Here is a 19,012-nt window from a genome sequence, read left to right as displayed (position 1 = left end):
AATAATATAACACTATATATTTTTATTTATGAGTCAGACTGTGGATATTCGCGAATTAAATGAGCGAATTGAGAGTAAGAGTTCCTTCGTAAATATGATTACGATGGGTATGGACCAGGTTATTGTAGGTCAGAAACATTTGGTTGAATCGTTGTTGATCGGTTTGCTTTCTGATGGACATATCTTGTTGGAAGGTGTTCCTGGTTTGGCAAAGACTTTAGCCATCAAAACATTGTCATCATTGATTGACGCACAATACAGCCGAATACAGTTCACCCCGGATTTGCTGCCGGCCGACGTAATCGGTACCATGATTTATAGTCAGAAAAGCGAAGAATTCCAAGTTAAACAAGGTCCGGTCTTCGCTAATTTTGTATTAGCCGATGAAATAAACCGTGCTCCGGCCAAGGTACAGAGTGCTTTGCTCGAAGCCATGCAGGAACGCCAAGTAACTATTGGTGAACGGACATACAAGCTGCCGGAACCATTCCTGGTAATGGCTACACAGAACCCGATCGAACAGGAAGGTACTTATCCGCTGCCTGAAGCTCAGGTGGACCGTTTCATGCTGAAGGTTATCATCAGCTATCCGAAGAAAGAAGAAGAAAAACTGATTATCCGTCAGAATATATCAGGCGTTAAACCGGACATCAAGCCGATCTTGAAGAAAGAAGAAATCATGGAAGCCCGCAAGGTGGTTCGTGAAGTTTATCTGGATGAAAAGATCGAGCGTTACATTGTCGATATCGTCTTTGCCACTCGTTTCCCGCAAGAACACGGATTGCCTAATCTGGCAAATATGATTTCCTTCGGAGCTTCTCCGCGTGCATCCATCAGTTTGGCATTGGCTGCCCGTGCTTATGCCTTCATCAAGCGCAGAGGTTATGTCATTCCGGAAGATATCCGTGCCGTTTGTCACGATGTATTGCGCCATCGTATCGGATTGAGCTACGAGGCTGAAGCGAACAATCTGACAACGGAAGAGGTAATCAGCGAGATTCTGAATAAGGTTGAAGTACCTTAATCGTTAACTTTAGCAACGGAGAGGGTGCGGTCCGGCGAGGAAACGCGTCATTCTCCTAAGTCAATTTTCAATGAGTAAGTTGAGACAATGGAAACAAGTGAACTGTTAAAGAAAGTCCGTCGGATCGAAATCAAGACTCGTGGCCTTTCACGTAATATTTTTGCGGGGCAATACCACTCAGCATTCAAGGGACGTGGTATGGCTTTCAGTGAAGTGCGTGAATACCAGTACGGGGATGATATTCGTGACATTGACTGGAATGTGACTGCGCGCTATATCCGTCCGTATGTAAAAGTCTTCGAAGAAGAGCGAGAATTGACCGTGATGTTGCTGATTGATGTATCGGGCAGCCGCGATTTCGGTTCCGTCAATGTGATGAAGAAAGAAATCATCACGGAGATTGCCGCGACATTAGCTTTTTCGGCCATACAGAACAACGATAAGATCGGGGTGATTTTCTTCTCAGACAAGGTGGAAAAATTCATTCCGCCGCAGAAAGGAAGAAAGCACATCCTGTATGTCATCCGTGAACTGATCGATTTTCAGCCGGAAGACCGCAAGACGGATATCAGTCAGGTGCTGAAATACCTGACGAATGCCATCAAAAAGCGCTGTACGGCTTTCCTGATCTCTGACTTTATCAATAAAGACAGCTTCAAGGATGCTTTGACGGTAGCCAACCGCAAGCATGACATGGTAGCTATCCAGGTATATGACCAGCGTGAGACAGAGTTGCCTTCGGTTGGTCTGATGAAGATCAAGGATGCTGAAACCGGAAAAGAACAGTGGATTGATACATCATCGTCGCGTGTCCGCCAGGCATACAAGGAATGGTGGGAGAAACGGCAGGAAGCAATGGATACGACATTCAAGAAATGCCGCGTCGATTCGGTCTCCATCCGTACGGAAGATGATTATGTGAAGTCGTTAATGGCTCTTTTCGAAAAACGAAATTAAAGAGGATCATGAATGTATTGAATAAAACTATATTGGTATTTTCGATGGCTGCCGGTTTGGTGGGCGGAAAGATCCAGGCACAGCAGTCGCTGATTGACGTGAAGCTTGATTCGGCTGCTATCCTGATCGGAGAGCAGACCAAGCTGCATGTGTCGGTTACTGCCGATAAGGATCGTCCGGTACAGATCGTTATTCCCGCAGATACCTTGATGCGTGGGGTAGAAGTATTGGATGTTTCCAAGCCGGACTCATCGGTAATCGAGAACGACAGGCTGCTGATCAAACAGGATCTGTTGATTACCTCGTTTGATTCGGCCTTGTATCTGCTTCCGCCGTTGAAGGTGATTGACGGCTCAGATACCGTTTACTCGAACCAGGTTGCCTTGAAGGTATCGACAATTCCCGTAAATGTAGATAAGCCGGACGAGTTTTACGATATAAAGGATGTATGGAAACCTCCTTTTGTGTGGGCCGATTATTACCCGATTATCTACGGTGTTTTACTCGGCCTGCTGTTGCTTTGTATTATTATATATGTAATCAAGCGACTGAAGAACCGGAAGTCTATTTTGCCGTTCTCGGAACCTGTCGAGCCGAAACTTCCTCCTTTCGAGCAGGCCATGAAAGAACTGGATGCCTTGAAGGAAAAGAAACTGTGGCAGCAGGGACTGAATAAGGAATATTATACTGCGCTGACAGAAACACTCCGTCGTTATATTGTGGACCGTTTCGGTATCAATGCGATGGAGATGACATCCGGGGAAATATTGGATATCCTTCGGGGCGTAAAAGAAGCAGCACCGGTTTATGATAAGTTGCAGCAGATTCTGGGGCTGGCAGACTTTGTCAAGTTCGCCAAACTTCATCCGCTGCCTGACGAAAACGACCGGAGTATGGCAAACGCCTATCAGTTTGTGACGGAGACGAAACCTGAAGAAGTTGTTCCGGAAAAAGATGCTTCTGGAGCGGCAGAAGGGGAAGATGAAAAACAGAGTGAAACAACTGATTCTAAAATGAAAGAATAAGATGGTATTTGCAAATCCTACATATTTATATTTGTTGTTGTTACTGGTCCCGTTGATTGGCTGGTACATCTACAAGTTACATAAGAGTCAGGCCAGTTTGCAGGTCTCTTCATCAGAAGCTTTTCAGTTGCCGGGAACGTCATCCTGGAAAGTTTATCTGCGACATCTGCCATTTGCCTTGCGTATGTTGGCAATAGCCTTGTTGATTGTAGTGCTGGCTCGTCCGCAATCAACCAACAGCTGGCAGAATTCTTCTACGGAAGGTATTGATATTGTGATGGCCATGGATATCTCAACCAGTATGCTGGCTGAAGATTTGAAGCCGAATCGTCTGGAAGCTGCCAAAGATGTAGCGGCGTCGTTCATTAATGGCCGGCAGAATGATAACATCGGTCTGGTTGTTTTTGCAGCAGAGAGTTTTACACAGTGTCCGTTAACCATTGATCATGGTGTTTTGCTGAATCTGTTTAAAGATATACAACCGGGTATCATTCAGGATGGAACGGCCATCGGCTTAGGCTTGGCAAATGCCGTAAGCCGTATCAAAGACAGTCAGGCAAAGTCGAAGGTGATCATCCTGCTGACGGATGGTGTAAACAATACCGGCGAGATTGCTCCAGTAACGGCGGCCGAAATAGCGAAAACTTTCGGTATCCGTGTTTATACCATTGGTGTAGGAACACAAGGCGAAGCGCCTTATCCGATTCCGACAGCTTTTGGTGTGCAATATCAGAATATACCGGTAGAAATTGATGAACAGGTATTGAAACAGATTGCCTCGACAACAGGAGGGCAGTATTTCCGTGCGACGGACAATTCAAGCCTGAAAGAAATCTACTCGGAGATTGATCAGTTGGAAAAGACGAAAATCAGTGTACAGGAATTCAGCAAGAAACAGGAAGAATATAAAAACTGGGCTTTGCTGGTATTTGCCTTGTTGCTGGTGGAAGTTTTGTTGAGAAATACAGTGTTAAGAAATATTCCATAAAAACAGAAAGATATGTTTCGTTTTGCAAATCCGGAATTTTTGTATCTGCTGTTGGTATTGCCGGCATTGGTTGTCTTTTACATCTATGCCGTCATTCAAAAGCGGAGAGCAGTAAAGCGTTATGGTAATCCGGCCTTGTTGGCTGAATTGATGCCGGATGTATCGCCCAAACGCCAGCATTTGAAGTTTTGGCTTTCATTTGCAGCCATTGCATTGATCATATTTGTAATAGCCGGTCCGCAGTTTGGCTCCAAGCTTGAAACGGTTAAACGTCAGGGTGTGGAAATCATGGTCTGTCTGGATGTCTCGAATTCCATGTTATCAGAAGACGTGTCGCCCAGCCGATTGGATAAAGCCAAACAGATGCTGGCCAAATTGACCGACGGTCTTTCAAATGACAAGGTAGGTATGATTGTCTTTGCAGGTGATGCCTTTACACAGTTGCCCATTACGTCTGATTATATATCGGCCAAGATGTTCTTGTCGTCTATCAGTCCGGAAATGATCTCAACACAAGGTACGGCGATTGGAGCTGCCATTAACCTGGCTGCCCGTTCGTTTACCCCCAATGAAAGTTCAGATAAGGCTATCATCGTGATTACAGATGGTGAGAACCACGAAGATGATGCTGTCGGTGCGGCCAAGATGGCGTCCGAAAAAGGTATTCATGTGAATATTGTCGGTATTGGTGATCCGAAAGGGGCACCTATTCCAATGGGTAGTGCAAACAATTATCTGAAGGATAATGCCGGGAATGTGGTTATTACGAAGCTGAATGAACAGATGTGCCAGGAGATTGCCGCAGCCGGTAATGGCATGTATGTACGGGCTGATAATACCAATTCGGCCTTACGTGCCTTGCAGAAGGAGATTGAGAAGATGAATAAAACAGAAATGGACAGTAAAGTCTATTCAGAATATGACGAACAGTTTCAGATTCTGGCGTGGATCGCTCTGGTTCTGTTGATAGCCGACGTGTTAACGCTCGACCGGAAGAACCGGATCTTCAAGAAGATAAAATTGTTCTCTTAAATCTTTAATGAAATGAAATCGGTACGTAAATCAATAATAGGGGTTGCGGTTCTGCTTTCAGGCAGCATGCTCTCTTCGGTTTATGCCCAGAAAGCAGAGCGGAAGCATGTGCGTGAAGGCAATGAATTGTATAAGACAGAGAAATATACGGAAGCTGAAGTAGCCTACCGGAAAAGTCTGGATGTTAATCCGCGCTCGGTAGAAGGAACGTATAATCTGGGAAATTCGTTGTATAAGCAGGATAAACTCAAGGAAGCCGGTGAACAGTACCAGTTGCTGGCCGGACAGGAAGCTAAGATGAAAGAAACACCTGAAGGACGGGCCCGATTAGCTGAGATTTATCATAATATGGGTAATATCAGTATGAAAGGGAAAGATTATGCCCAGAGTGTGGAAGCGTATAAGCAGTCGTTGCGCCTGAATCCGAAGGATGATGAGACCCGTTATAATCTAGCTTTGGCCCAGAAACTGTTAAGTGATCAGCAGAATCAGGATCAGAGTCAGAATCAGAAAAACGAGGAGAAACAGGAAGATAAGGAAAACAAAGATCAGCAGCAACAGCAACAGCAGCAGAAGCCTGATGATCAGAAACAGAATAAGACTCAGGAAGAACAGCAGCAAAATGAACAGATGAGTCAGGACAATGCCCAGCAGATGCTGGATGCTTTCTTGCAGGATGAAAAAGATACGCAGGAAAAAGTGAAGAAGGCCCAGCAACAGCAGCAGCAACGTCGTAAAACGGAAAAACAATGGTAATGAAGCTAAATAATAAAACTACAGGAATAATGAGAAAGTGTTTTTTCTTGTTCTTTCTGCTGACGACACTCGGTTGGACGATCAAGGCGGATGATCAGGTATCGTTCAAGGCATCTGCTCCTCAATCTGTCGTGATGGGAGAGCAGTTCCGTCTGACTTTTGTGGTGAATGCAGAAGGAAAGGATTTGAGAGTGCAGGAAATGCCGGACTTCGAAGTACTGATGGGGCCTTCTCAATCGACGTCTTATAGCAATAGTTGGGTCAACGGGAAAAGCTCCAGTCAGACAACTGTCAGTTATACCTACATACTGATGCCGAAAAAGGAAGGTACTTTTACAATCGCTCCGGCTACCATCAAGGTAAAGAATGCGACGTATACGTCGAATGGACTGACCATTAAAGTGCTTCCTCCAGATAAATCCGGTAAGGCAAGTGCGGCTGAGAGTGCTTCTTCAACAACAATCAGTAATGACGACTTCTTTGTGCGCATGATAGTTTCAGATTATGATGTGTATGAACAGGAAGGGCTTTTGGTGACATTCAAATTGTATGCGGCTCGTCCGTGTCAGATTAACGGGGTGAAGTTCCCGGAATTCGAAGGATTCCTGGCTCAGGAGATTGATTTGCCTAACAAGCAGTGGGTACAGGATCGTTATAAAGACCGGAATTATTTTACGGTCGATCTGCGGCAGGTTGTTCTGTATCCTCAGCGTTCAGGGAAACTGACGATCGGTAAAGGAACGTATGATGCGGTGATTCGTATTTCTACACCGCAGAAAGCCCGTAGTATCTTTGATGATTTCTTTGATACGTATCGCGATATTAATAAGGAACTGGTTTCTCAGCCGGCCACGATTAATGTCAAGCCGTTACCTTCAGGAAAACCGGCTTCATTCTCGGGAGCGGTCGGTAATTTTACTATGACAGCTGATATCAGTACGGATCATGTGAAAGCCAATGAAGCCGTTACTGTAAAGGTGAAGATTTCTGGTAACGGAAACTTGAAGTTGGTGAAGAATCCGGAAGTTGCGTTCCCGAATGATTTTGATATCTATGATCCGAAAGTTGAATCGGATACTAAAACAACAACGGCCGGTGTTTCTGGAAGTAAGACGATTGAATATATGGCTATTCCGCGGTATAGTGGAGATTTTGAGATTCCGGCCATTCAGTTCTCGTATTTTGATACGAAGTCGAATACCTACAAAACACTTGCTTCAAATGCTTTCAATCTTCATGTAGAAAAAGGAGAAGAAGGTTCTTCAACGGCTCCGGCTGTTTCTAACTTCGCAAACAAAGAGTCTGTCAAATATTTAGGCCAGGATATTCGCTTCCTGAAGACAAAGGGCATTCATTTCATCAATAACCGGGATGATTTGTTCATAGGTACTTTCATGTATTTTATGGCTTATATTGTTCCGCTGATTCTGTTTGTAATTTTCTTTGTCGTTTATCGGAAACAAATCAAGGAAAACTCAGATCTGGCTCGTGTACGTACGAAGAAAGCAAATAAGATTGCTGTTAGACGTCTGAAAAATGCCGGAAAACTGCTTCAGGAAAATAAGAAAGAAGAATTTTATGATGAAGTACTCCGGGCTTTGTGGGGATATCTGAGCGATAAGCTGAATATACCGCAGGCAGAACTGACTAAAGACAATGTGGAAACAGAGCTGGCAAAATACGGCGTTGACGAAACATTGACAAAAGAATTCATGGACATTCTGAATACTTGTGAATTTGCCCGCTATGCACCGTCGCAAGGTTCAGAGGCAATGGATAAGCTGTATGCACAGACTGTTGATGCAATTGGTAAGATGGAAAATACCATTAAAAAGTAAGGAAAATGAGAACAAGATCATATATGAAAACATTATGGCTGGCTATTCTGATCCAGTGTTTGGTATGGCCGGTATTTGCTCAAGATGCTTCCATCAAAGAAGCTGAAGTTGCATATACCAAAGAAGATTATGCAACGGCAATTCAGTTGTACGAAGGTCTGTTGAAGAATAACGGTGAGTCGGCTGCCATCTATTATAATTTGGGAAATGCTTATTACAAGAACGGACAAATAGCGCCGGCCATTCTGAATTATGAACGTGCTTTGCTTCTGCAGCCAGGAGACAAGGACATTCGTTTTAACTTGCAAATGGCCAAAGGCAGAGCTGTTGATAAGATAGAACCTGTCGGTCACTTCTTCTTGACAGATTGGTTTAATGCTATTCGCGATCTCGCAAGTGCAGATACATGGGGAACAGTAGGCATTATCTGTTTTCTGCTGTTCATCATCTGTTTGGTTGTCTTTTTCTTCTCAAAGATCAGACGTTTCAAACAATTAGGTTTTTATGCGGCTTTAGTCCTGCTGCTGATCGTTGTCTTTTCCAATATTTTAGGTTTCAGTCAGAAAAATGAATTGGAGAATCATCAGGAAGCAATTGTCTTTGCGGCCAGTACAACGGTGAAAAGTTCACCTGATGTGAGTGGTACGGATTTAGTAGTCTTGCATGAAGGAACTAAAGTTGCCGTCAAGAGTACTTTGGGTGAATGGAGCGAAGTCGAACTGGAAGATGGAAATGTAGGCTGGATGCCAAGCAAGGACATCGAAAAGATTTAATACATGTTAGAACAAATCTTAGTATGGGAACGGGATCTGTTCCTGACGCTTAACGGCTGCCATACGCCTTATTGGGATGAAGTCATGTGGCTTTATTCGGGTAAGGCAGTTTGGCTGCCGTTAGCCATTTTTATTATAGTCGTTTTATCCTATAAGAAGAACTGGAAGGAAGTGGTTTTTATCCTGTTGGGAATCGCTTTGACGATTACATTATGTGATCAGTTTGCTTCCGGTATCTGCAAACCCTTGTTTCACCGTTTCCGTCCGACTCATCATCCAGACTTTATGGATGTGGTGCAAACGGTATTTGGTTATCGCGGCGGGAGATACGGATTCATATCCAGCCATGCGGCGAATGCTTTCGGTTTTGCCATGTTTATGACGCTGCTTCTTCGGAACAAATTGCTGGGCATAACACTTTTTATTTGGGCAACAGTCAATGCCTATACCCGAATTTATTTGGGTGTACATTTTATTTCTGATATCGTTCCTGGTATTCTTTCCGGATTGTTCTTCGGATATATTTCTTATCATATTTATAAGTGGGCACGTTATCATTTTCTGAGAGCTTCGGTTTTCCCATTTTACTCCGAGCCGACACAGATGTATCAGGGAAAAAGAGTTCAGGCAATCACGATAGCTGTATGGATGATGTTTGCCATTCTTTTGTGCTTTTCAAGTGTATTTGTTCCATTTACTCATTAAATGCCGTTTAGGCTTCCAGAAAACTGGTTCTATTTGTTTGATATGTAATATCATATGTCGGATATTACATTTATATGTCGTTAAACATACATTTTTGTTACCAAGTTTTTACTAAATAATTTGGCTTTTACGGGCAAAATGCATAAGTTAGCGGTATAATAATTAACAAAAGTGTAACTTTTAAAACTAATAATCATGCCTAAGACAATCACATTTAACGAACTTCGTAAGATTAAAGATAGCTTACCAGATGGTTCAACACATCGTATTGCAGACGAACTGGGTCTTTCTGTTGAAACTGTAAGAAATTACTTTGGTGGACAGAACTTCCAGGATGGAAAGAGTTGTGGTGTTCATATTGAACCAGGTCCAGACGGCGGTTTGGTAGTATTAGACGATACAACAATTTTAGATCGTGCTATGCAGATCTTAGCTGAAAGCCAAGAAGCTGCAGCACCAGAAGCGTAATGAAACGCTTTCTTCTTATTGACACAAATCCCAAGGTAATGAACAGTTATAAGAAACTTACCTTGGGATTCGTAGTTTTCAACCAGGACAATCGGTCTTACCCGTATCTGTGAACGTGTTACTGTCTGGTAATACGCAAAAAGCAGAGGTTAAGGGTATTCCGATTGATTATTAGTAATCACTTTTAATAGAAATGAGTATGGAAGATAAATTAGTAACATTGGCTATTCATACTTTTGAAAAGGCCCAAATGCTCAAGATGATTCTTGAGTCAGAAGGTATAGAGGTGTATATTCATAATGTGAACCAGATACAACCAGTTATATCGGCAGGTGTGCGAGTAAGAATTAAAGAAAGTGATTTACCTCATGCTTTGCGTATTATAGAAGACAGTAAATGGCTTGAATCGCCAGCTGAAGCTGAAAAAGAAATCGCTGACAAGGGAAAGAGAATCTTGGTGCCGGTCGATTTCTCCGACTATTCATTGAAGGCTTGTGAGATTGCTATTCATTATGCGGCAAAGGTGGATGCAGAAGTAATGATCATGCATGCCTATTTCAGCCCTTATTTCCCATCGGCTATTCCTTTGGGCGATACGATGGCCTATCAGGCAAACGAAGAGAGTTCACGCCAGATGCTTGAGCGGGTACAAACAGATATGGGAACGATCTGTACGACGATTGATCAGATGATGAAAGACGGGAAACTGCCTTCTGTCAAATATGATTATACCTTACGAGAAGGATTACCCGAAGAAGAGATTATAGCATTCGGTAAAGAATATCGCCCGGATCTGATAGTCATGGGTACACGAGGGAAGGACCAGAAGGATGTTGATCTGATTGGAAGTGTTACTGGGGAAGTGATCGAAATGAATAAAGTCCCGGTACTGGCTATTCCGGAGAATGTTCCGTTTACCGATTTGGGTGAAGTCAAGAACATTGCGTTTGCCACCTCATTCAGTCAGCGAGACTTGGTCGCTTTCGACCGTTTTATGGAAGTTATTAAAGGCTATGATGTACATATCCATCTGTTTAATATCTCTACAAGTCGGGATGAATGGAATGAAATTCGTCTGACAGGAGTCCATGAGTACTTTAAGCGTCAATATAAGGATGCACAGATTACGCATACTGTTCTTGATGACGGAGACTTACTGCTGGCAATTGAGAAGTTTGTACGCGATAAACAGATAGATCTGATAGCCTTAACAACTTACAAGCGGAATATCCTGGCCCGTATCTTGAATCCGAGTATCGCCAAACGGATGCTGTTTCATACAGATACACCTTTGTTGGTTATGCATGCATAGCGCTGTGCCGAAACTCGGGAACTTTGTTTTTGATTCTCGTATATTTTGAAATCAATTCTCGTATGTTTTGATTTAGAAATATCATATAAAAATGAACATCTGTATCTGGTTATTCCGGTACAGATGTTTTTATTGAGAGAAAAGTCAGGACTAAAATAGATTTATCAGGAAAAGACGTTAATTTAAAAATAATTCGTACATTTGTTTTTGCATAAACCGAAAAAGAGTAAGAAGCAATGGATCGATATTTAATGATAAAGACGAGAGATGAGCTGCTTCGTATTAAAATTGGCCAAATCTTGTATTTTGAAGCGGATCGAAATTATACGAAATTGTTGTTGTCAAATGGTATCCAATTTACATTTGCTATCAATATCGGAAAAATAGAAGAACTCTTGGAGAAACAGGTTTCAGGCAGTAATGATATGCTGGTAAGAGTAGGTAAAAGTCATATTATAAATAAAACACATATTTTACAGATTAATTTACCGAAACAGAAGTTGTTGTTATTGACGCAGGAAGGAAAGCCTCGGGAACTGATCATCTCTAAAGATCCGCTAAAACAGCTGAAGGAATCGTTGGAAAAGGAAGTGGAAAAAGGACTGGATGAAACAAAAGGAGACGCGTTGTCATGACTGTAATTACGATAGGAAAAGCGCCTGATAATGACTATGTGGTTAATCATCCGCAGGTGAGCAGACATCATGCACGCCTGGTGTCGGATGAACAAGGATGCTGGTTCCTGGAAGATCTGGATTCTTCGAATGGTACTTTTGTCAATGGCGTTCAGATAGTCAGGAAAAGAGTAACTCCGGCAGATACCATCCGGCTTGGAGCTGAGTATTCGTTAAACTTTTCAGAAGTGTTGAAGAGCAAGAATGACTATACAGCTGAATTCAAGGCACTGAAAAAGGTATATGATGATTATGCTCGGGAAAAAGTAAAGATACAATCTTCCAATCAATTCAAGACGCGTTTGTTTCAGTCGCTTCCCTTTGCTTTACCAGGAATCATAGGTTTGATTGTCAGTGTTGCTGGCAACAGTAATCATGGCTGGGTAATAGGAAGTTTGTTGCTAACAGTTTTGGCTCCGGTTGCCGGAATTTATTTAGGAGCCCGTCAGTCGGCTAAAATACCTCAGCAGTTGCAAGATCTGACCAATCAGTTCAAGATCGATTATGTCTGTCCGAAATGCGGTACTTTTTTGGGGGATATACCTTGGGAATCTCTTCGGAATAAGAAACATTGTCCAGTTTCTTCCTGCCAGGCGAAATGGGCAGACGATTAGTTGGATAAGGAAACCGGGCTTTTTGTACATAAAACCTGAATGTTAGATTATAGGGGATAATTATTGCAGGAAATAATTATCCCTTTTATTATTTTTGCGTAGGGATAAAATAATAATTTAATGAGGAAGGGATAGTATTATGCATGAGAATGATTATACATTCGTTACCATTGATAATGGAGAGGATGCTCCATTACTCTCTGATGCGGTGGTAGTGGATGTAGATGGAGGCGATGGCATGCTGGATGCAGTGATGCTTGACGATGTACCAGTTGATGGTACAGACTTTATCACTTTATCGGATGATTCAGTGGTAATGCCTGATTCAGACGATGTGTCTGATTTTATATCGATTGATGTAGATGGTTCTGATATATCATTTATTTTATGATTTCGATTAAATGTCCACATTGTCAGGTAGGTTTGAAAGTAGACGAGGGGAAACTTCCCCTCGGAATTACTTCCTTCAAATGTCCCAATTGCAAGAATGCTATACCCGTTTCTCTGGTTACAGCTGGTCAGCATAATTCGGATGATGCCGAGACGGTGCTGGTTCATCCGGTAGTTCAGCACATGGGGCGGTTGACTGTTCTCCCTGATGCCAATACACCGGAGCAGCATTTCCCTTTGGTCGAAGGAGAACATATCATAGGTCGTAAATCATCAGCTTCGGGTGCTGATATAAAGATCGAGACAGCCGATAGATCCATGAGTCGCGAACATATTCGGATTGAAGTAAAAAAAGACGAACATGGAGGCTATAAACATTTCCTTTCAGATAATAATAGCAAGAATCATACGTTATATAATAGCAACTATCTAGAAACTGGCGAAAAAGTGGTGTTGAATGACAATGATGAAATCATAATAGGCCATACGATACTGCGTTTTAACTATTAATTCTGGAACGCTATGAATATAACTTTGGGAAAACCTTTAGCAGTAAGCGACAAAGGCAGACGTAGTAATAATGAAGACTGTGTTTTTCCATTATCTGAAATAGTGTCGGCTACCGATCGTTTGTATATGGTTTGCGATGGAGTGGGAGGATCCAGTCGTGGAGAAGTGGCAAGTTCGATGGCTTGCGATGTAATCAATACTTTCTTTTTGACGTTCTTGAAAGGAGAACCTGATGCTGATTTTGTCAATAAGGCAATACAATATGTAGAAACATGCTTTGACACATATACCAACAGTCATCCCGAAGCGTATGGGATGGCAACAACATTGGCGTTGACTTATGTGATGCCATCGGCTGTTTTGGTGGCTCATGTGGGTGACAGCCGCGTTTATCAGTTCCGCAAAGGGAAAATCATTTATCGGACAGAAGATCATTCATTGGTTAATTCGTGGCTGAAGCTTGGTATGATAACGCCTGAGGAAGCAGTCAATCATCCAAAGAAGAATATAATTCTGCGAGCTATTCAGGGGAAAAAGCGTCCGACAGAAGCCGAAGTCTCGGTAATAACCGACATACAGCCTGGAGACATATTTCTGCTATGTTCGGATGGCGTTATAGAAGGCTTTACGGATGAAGAGTTGGAAGAACTGTTCTCTTCTCGTTGTCCTTTAGATAATTATAAAGAAGTCTTGGTGGAAAAATGCCTGAACAAAAGTCGAGATAATTTTTCTTTCTATCTGTTGCCTGTTGAATCTGTTGAGAAAACAGAAAGTTTAAAACAAAATTTCCTCTCATTCCTTTATTCTTTTATGTAAATGTTTTAATTTTGGCAATTAAAACAAGTGGTTTGAATGTTGTTTTATGAATTTGCCAAACGGATATTTACTTCAAAAAGGGAAATATAAGCTCAAGCAAGTTATTGGTCAAGGCGGCTTTGGGATCACATATAAAGGAATATGGTATACAGAAGTAAAAGGTTCCTTGGGTGCCATGAGAACCGAAGTGCCTGTATGCATTAAAGAATATTTCTTTAAAGATTATTGTGCCCGTGATGCTTATTCATTCCGTGTGAAGGTGCATTCTGATACAGGAAAGCTTTTATTTGATAAGTTCAAGGAAAAACTGATCAAGGAAGCGAAGATCCTTTCGGAAGTGCATCATCCGTATATTGTAAATGTGCTGGAAGTCTTTGAAGAGAATAATACGGCCTATATCGTAATGGAATATATAGCTGGTAGTTCACTGAAAGATAAGTTGGCAAAAGAAGGTATTCTGCCTGAAGCTGAAGTACTGCGCTACATACATCAGATAGGCGAAGCCTTGCAGTTTGTGCATCAGAAAAATATTCTCCACCTGGATATCAAGCCAAGCAATATCTTGATCGACAAGGATAATAATGCCCGTTTGATAGACTTTGGCGTGAGCAAACGCTATGATGTTGGAGAACAGGAAACAAGTACCACCATGCTGACTCTGTCGAAAGGCTTTGCTTCGATAGAACAGTATGATAATGAAGGAATCCAGTCTTTTTCTCCTTGTCCGGATATCTATTCCTTAGGTGCTACGATGTATAATTTGCTGACGGGAAAAATTCCGACGGAATCTATTCTGCGGGCTACGCGTCCGTTGGTTAGACCGCGGGAGTTAAATCCGGCCATATCCGAGCAGACAGAGCAAGTTATCTTGAAAGCCATGGAGATCATTCCGTCTAACCGGTATCAGTCAGTTGAGGAAATGATGAATGCTCTGGGCGGATTTGATTATAAGAAAACGACTGCATCGGCTCATCTGGCAATGTCGGCAGGCGAAACAGAGGAAGAGACTACTTTGCTTTATACTACCACGGCGCCTGAGGATGATCAGGAAGAGACTGTGCTAAACTCATCGGAAGACAGAGTAGCTGGACAAGTACGAGAGAAAAAATCTTCTCATAAGATGGTTGCTGTGACTACAAGCGTTCTTATGTTGGTGGCCGGTAGTGCAGCGGGATTGTATTATTATGAGGGAAAAAAGAATCCGCCTGAACAGATTGTGGATCAGCCTGTCAAGGAAGAGGAAACAGATAGCCTGGTAGCGGAAGATGCTTCTGTAGAGGAGGCTGTGGAGAAACCGGCTGCTGACCCTCGCACTACTTATCCAGAGAAAAAGGCAGAAACGTCTGTAGTGAAAGAGCAAAAAACGGAAAAAACTGTGCGGAAAACGGAAAGCCAGGTTAGCAAACCGATGGCTAGTGAACAAATAGCTGTAGCCGGAAATGCAGATAAGAAGGTGGAAGGCAAACAACCTGCCGATGTGAATTTGCATACAGACAAACCGGATGTTACAGTACCTTCTCCTTCGGAGGAACAGATTACTTCATTTTATAATCGTCTGCTGGCTTCTGGAAAAGAGAAGATGAATGCTAAAGATTATTCGGGAGCCAAGAATGATTTTACATTGGCAAAAGACCAGATGATTACGGAAGAAGTCATGCGTCTCCTGATTGCATGTGATGAGAAGATAGAAGAACAACGCGTTGCTGATAAAAAAGCACAGTATGAAGAGAAAATGCCGTTTGGCCGTTATACGATTGTGCGAAAAAAATCGAACAACCGTTATGGAGCGATTGATAATAACGGAAATGAACGGATTCCTTGTAAATATCTGAGTGTGGGAAAAGCCGACAAAGGAAGGGCTTTTGAGCGGGAAGATAATTTGTATGATATATATGCTTCTGATGGTTCTGTAATTACTCAGGGAGCGACTTATTATTGATTATTAGGAGAAATACGATATGAAATTGTTAAGAATCTTGATAGTGTGTATGATGTTTCCCTGGGCTGTGTGGGCTCAGCAGCAGACGGAATACAACCGAAAAGGTGATGACGCCTTGAAAAGGAAGGATTATCGGGATGCCAAAATGTGGTTTGAAGAAGGCGTTTCTTATTGTGATGCTTATAGTATTGACAGGCTGACTGAAATCTGGCTGGCTAACGAACGGATGAGGCCTTCTATGAGAAGTCTGATGAATAAATGCCTGAACTGCCTAAATGTGCGGGGAACGGAACAGGATACGACAGCCATGCACCAACTGATTCTCTATTATGAGAAGGGAATAGGGACACCAACTAATGATGAATTGGCGCAATACTGGACCGAAAAACTGACAGAGGCCAGAAAACAGGCTGCCTATTTATCTTATGCTGCCGAACAGGAAGTGAATCCGAAAGAATCCATGTCGTTTTTTGTTGGTTATCATTATTCGATAGAAGCTCCTTATGGATTAACTGTGGGCGGTATGGGAAAACATTTAGGCTGGTATGTGCGGTTTAAGACAAACATGGCTTTTGATAAGCATACGGCGGAATGTTCTGACCGGAACGGAGGTGAAATCATAGGAATTTCGTCTGACCAGAGTTATTATTTTACAGGAAATAAGAAGAAGAACAGCTTTGGAATAACGGCAGGCATGGTCATCAAATGTACGGATTGGTTATATACTTCCGTGGGTTTGGGCTATGGATCTCGTTCGCTGCTATATGAATATCGCTTGGTTGATCAGCAGACGGCAAAGGAAGAAGATGCGGCATGGGCTAAACATTTGGATGCTTCAAGAACGGGTGTTGCTGCTGATTGGGATGCGATTGTGAAGTTTGGAAAGTTTTTTATCAGTGCGGGTTGCAGTACAATCAACTTTAAATATGTTGATCTGAATGCGGGCGTCGGAGTTTTCTTTTAATAAAAGGAGGCGGAATTAATGAATAAATTTATACGCTATATTTTGTTCTTGGTCTGTGCAGGCGGTTTGATTGTCACAGGTTGTATTGAAGATCCGGAAATGTCAACCGATATCCGGAATGCCTCTGTTCCTGACGTCATTTTACTGACAGGTACAGGCGATGAATATGAAATACAGAAAACAGCAACCACTATTACGATACAGGCTGAAGTGCTGAGTGCAAATGGCGCTCCTGTAGAGAAATATGGAATTTGCTGGGGCTTGAATTCAAATCCGACAGTTGAATCGGGCGATACGGTTATTGCGGGCAAAGGCATCGGCGAGTTTTCTGCTACGGCTGTCCAGCTAAATAGTAGTCAGGAATATTATATCCGTCCTTATGCGACGAATAAGAAAGGGACCAGCTATGGTGATGAATTACTTGTATCAACGGCTGATGGTCTGGGTGTTGTTCGGACATTGGTTCCGACAGAGCGTGATATAAAGGCAACTGCCATTACTTGCGGTGGCAAGATCATTGATGCAGGAGAAGGGGAAATTGAAGAGCGGGGTGTTCTTCTGACAACCCAGAAAGAAGATGAGCAGGCACAGGAATATCCTTTTACTATGGAGACCGATTCATTCTATCAGGAAATCACAGGACTGAAACCTCTTACAACTTATTACATTCGGGCTTATGTCAAGAATTCGTTTGGGCGTTTTGTCGGAGAATGGCAAACGGTTACTACGACTGACGGAAAACCTGTTTTTGCCTCTTTTAAATTACTGTCTAAAGATTATTCTTCAGCCGACTTTGTGGCTGTCCTCAAATCCCAGGGTGATGCTGATGTCACTGCCAGTGGTTTCTGTTATAGTGAATCGAATGAAATACCGTCGGTAGAAGATGAAAAAGTGGCATGCGTGTTACAGAATGATTCACTGATCTCCGGCAAATTGCAGGGGTTAAAGCAACAGACTCGTTATTATGTCCGTGCTTATGCCGAAAATTCTTTTGGTATTTCATATAGCAGCGGCGACCCGATTGTACTGATTGTGAAAAGTCAGGCGCCTACTGTTACTACCTCTGAAATTGAAGCGGATGATTTGTCGGTCGGCTCTGTTTCGGTGAGTGGAGTTATTCAGGGTAAAGGTGAGAGCGATATAGTGGATGCCGGCTTCTGCTGGTCGTCTACCAAGAGCGAACCAACGATCCTTGATTCGAAGATACAGACTTTTAAGGGCGACAGCCTGATTACGGGTGTGATTACTGGCTTAAAGGGGGGAACAAAGTATTATATTCGTGCTTATGCCACCAACTCGGTGGTGACGTCGTATGGCGAGACGCGAGAACTGACAATTCCCAATATTATTACGTCATTGACGGCATATCCCGGTAAGAATGTGACGGAAGCTGCGGTGTGCGTCAGCAATGGTATTGGATATGTGATGGGTGGCGACTTAGGTGGAACTCGTTCGACGGAGATGTATGCTTATGATGCTCAAACGGGAGCTTGGCAGAGTAAAGCTCCAGCGAAGGTTGGTGTGAAAGGTGCTACTTTCTTCCCGCTGAACAGCTTCTCTATTTTGTGCCTGGGTGGAAAAGACGATCGTGATGCCGTGTCGAATGCTTTCTACTATTATTCGGTGCAGCGGAATGAATGGAATGACTTAGGTGGTAATGATACACACATTTATCTCTATGATGCATCCGGAATTTCCATTGATAATGATGCGTACTATTTTGGTGGAAGTGCCAATGATACGATAAACTCCCGGATCCTGAAGTTCAGTGGCTGGACGGAATCATGGAGTGAAGTCGGCACGTTCCCGGAAAAGCAACTGGGTAGCGTAGTGGAAGAGATCGGTGAGAACGTGTATGTCGGTTTGGGAATGACAGGTACCGGGCTTTCCGGCGTGTCATACAGCAAGCGTTTATGGGCTTCTGCTTCTTCTGATATGTTGTCGTGGACAGAGAAAACTCCTTGTCCGACGGAAGCTCAGGGTCTTGTCTGCGGAACAAAGGCTGGTAATAAATTATATGTGCTGGATACGAACCTGAATATGTGGGTGTATAATCCGGCTGATGATTCATGGGCAAAGAAAAATACGGCTTTTGCCTCTAAATTGTCGACCGACAATTTGAACAGCCTGTTTATGTATTCGGTCGATTCTTATATTTATATAGGGATGACTACAGGTTCCAAGACATTCATTAAATATGATCCGCAGTGGGATAATTAAGAATAAT

General features: G+C 42.8%; 19 protein-coding genes. All 19 read left to right on the top strand.

The features are described 5' to 3' along the window. Positions 1-28: 28 nt before the first annotated feature. The gene (locus NEE14_RS03720) at positions 29-1,024 is read left to right on the top strand and encodes an AAA family ATPase (protein WP_251966493.1); all 996 of its coding nucleotides are present in this window, start codon (positions 29-31) and stop codon (positions 1,022-1,024) included. Between the two features lie 87 nt (positions 1,025-1,111). After that, complete coding sequence (locus NEE14_RS03715; protein ID WP_251966492.1) at positions 1,112-1,981, top strand: DUF58 domain-containing protein; 870 nt, start codon at positions 1,112-1,114, stop codon at positions 1,979-1,981. 8 nt (positions 1,982-1,989) lie between these two features. Beyond that, complete coding sequence (locus NEE14_RS03710) at positions 1,990-3,006, top strand: hypothetical protein (protein WP_251966491.1); 1,017 nt, start codon at positions 1,990-1,992, stop codon at positions 3,004-3,006. A gap of 1 nt (position 3,007) precedes the next feature. After that, complete coding sequence (locus NEE14_RS03705) at positions 3,008-3,994, top strand: vWA domain-containing protein (RefSeq protein ID WP_251966490.1); 987 nt, start codon at positions 3,008-3,010, stop codon at positions 3,992-3,994. A gap of 12 nt (positions 3,995-4,006) precedes the next feature. After that, positions 4,007-5,026: a VWA domain-containing protein gene (locus NEE14_RS03700; protein ID WP_251966489.1), complete on the top strand. Its 1,020-nt coding sequence runs from the start codon at positions 4,007-4,009 to the stop codon at positions 5,024-5,026. A 12-nt stretch (positions 5,027-5,038) separates the two neighbouring features. Then, entirely contained in the window at positions 5,039-5,782 is a 744-nt protein-coding gene (locus tag NEE14_RS03695; RefSeq protein WP_251966488.1) for a tetratricopeptide repeat protein, read from the top strand. Positions 5,783-5,811: 29 nt separating this feature from the next. Further along, complete coding sequence (locus NEE14_RS03690) at positions 5,812-7,620, top strand: BatD family protein (RefSeq protein ID WP_251966487.1); 1,809 nt, start codon at positions 5,812-5,814, stop codon at positions 7,618-7,620. A gap of 5 nt (positions 7,621-7,625) precedes the next feature. After that, positions 7,626-8,393 carry a tetratricopeptide repeat protein gene (locus NEE14_RS03685; RefSeq protein WP_422394675.1) on the top strand — a complete coding sequence of 256 codons (768 nt, stop codon included), beginning with the start codon at positions 7,626-7,628 and terminating at the stop codon, positions 8,391-8,393. A 3-nt stretch (positions 8,394-8,396) separates the two neighbouring features. Next, positions 8,397-9,098 carry a phosphatase PAP2 family protein gene (locus tag NEE14_RS03680; RefSeq protein WP_251966486.1) on the top strand — a complete coding sequence of 234 codons (702 nt, stop codon included), beginning with the start codon at positions 8,397-8,399 and terminating at the stop codon, positions 9,096-9,098. A gap of 195 nt (positions 9,099-9,293) precedes the next feature. Continuing rightward, complete coding sequence (locus NEE14_RS03675; RefSeq protein ID WP_251966485.1) at positions 9,294-9,566, top strand: DNA-binding protein; 273 nt, start codon at positions 9,294-9,296, stop codon at positions 9,564-9,566. A gap of 199 nt (positions 9,567-9,765) precedes the next feature. Next, entirely contained in the window at positions 9,766-10,878 is a 1,113-nt protein-coding gene (locus NEE14_RS03670) for a universal stress protein (RefSeq protein WP_251966484.1), read from the top strand. 236 nt (positions 10,879-11,114) lie between these two features. Continuing rightward, positions 11,115-11,513: a LytTR family DNA-binding domain-containing protein gene (locus NEE14_RS03665; RefSeq protein ID WP_251966483.1), complete on the top strand. Its 399-nt coding sequence runs from the start codon at positions 11,115-11,117 to the stop codon at positions 11,511-11,513. Further along, entirely contained in the window at positions 11,510-12,166 is a 657-nt protein-coding gene (locus NEE14_RS03660) for an FHA domain-containing protein (RefSeq protein ID WP_251966482.1), read from the top strand. The genes NEE14_RS03665 and NEE14_RS03660 overlap by 4 nt, the downstream gene beginning before the upstream one ends. Positions 12,167-12,305: 139 nt before the next feature. Beyond that, entirely contained in the window at positions 12,306-12,557 is a 252-nt protein-coding gene (locus NEE14_RS03655; RefSeq protein WP_251966481.1) for a hypothetical protein, read from the top strand. Then, positions 12,554-13,066, top strand: a complete 513-nt coding sequence (locus NEE14_RS03650) for an FHA domain-containing protein (RefSeq protein ID WP_251966480.1) — start codon at positions 12,554-12,556, stop codon at positions 13,064-13,066. Before NEE14_RS03655 ends, NEE14_RS03650 begins: the two co-directional genes overlap by 4 nt. Before the next feature lie 12 nt (positions 13,067-13,078). Continuing rightward, positions 13,079-13,882: a PP2C family protein-serine/threonine phosphatase gene (locus tag NEE14_RS03645; RefSeq protein WP_251966479.1), complete on the top strand. Its 804-nt coding sequence runs from the start codon at positions 13,079-13,081 to the stop codon at positions 13,880-13,882. Positions 13,883-13,928: 46 nt separating this feature from the next. Beyond that, the gene (locus tag NEE14_RS03640) at positions 13,929-15,821 is read left to right on the top strand and encodes a serine/threonine protein kinase (protein ID WP_251966478.1); all 1,893 of its coding nucleotides are present in this window, start codon (positions 13,929-13,931) and stop codon (positions 15,819-15,821) included. A gap of 19 nt (positions 15,822-15,840) precedes the next feature. Next, the gene (locus NEE14_RS03635; RefSeq protein ID WP_251966477.1) at positions 15,841-16,785 is read left to right on the top strand and encodes a hypothetical protein; all 945 of its coding nucleotides are present in this window, start codon (positions 15,841-15,843) and stop codon (positions 16,783-16,785) included. Positions 16,786-16,803: 18 nt separating this feature from the next. Next, entirely contained in the window at positions 16,804-19,005 is a 2,202-nt protein-coding gene (locus NEE14_RS03630; RefSeq protein ID WP_251966476.1) for a hypothetical protein, read from the top strand. Positions 19,006-19,012: the final 7 nt, after the last annotated feature.

Source organism: Parabacteroides sp. AD58, assembly GCF_023744375.2.
Taxonomy (GTDB): domain Bacteria; phylum Bacteroidota; class Bacteroidia; order Bacteroidales; family Tannerellaceae; genus Parabacteroides; species Parabacteroides absconsus.
Note: the sequence above shows the minus strand (reverse complement) of the source record. Positions and strands in the feature narration are given on the sequence as shown.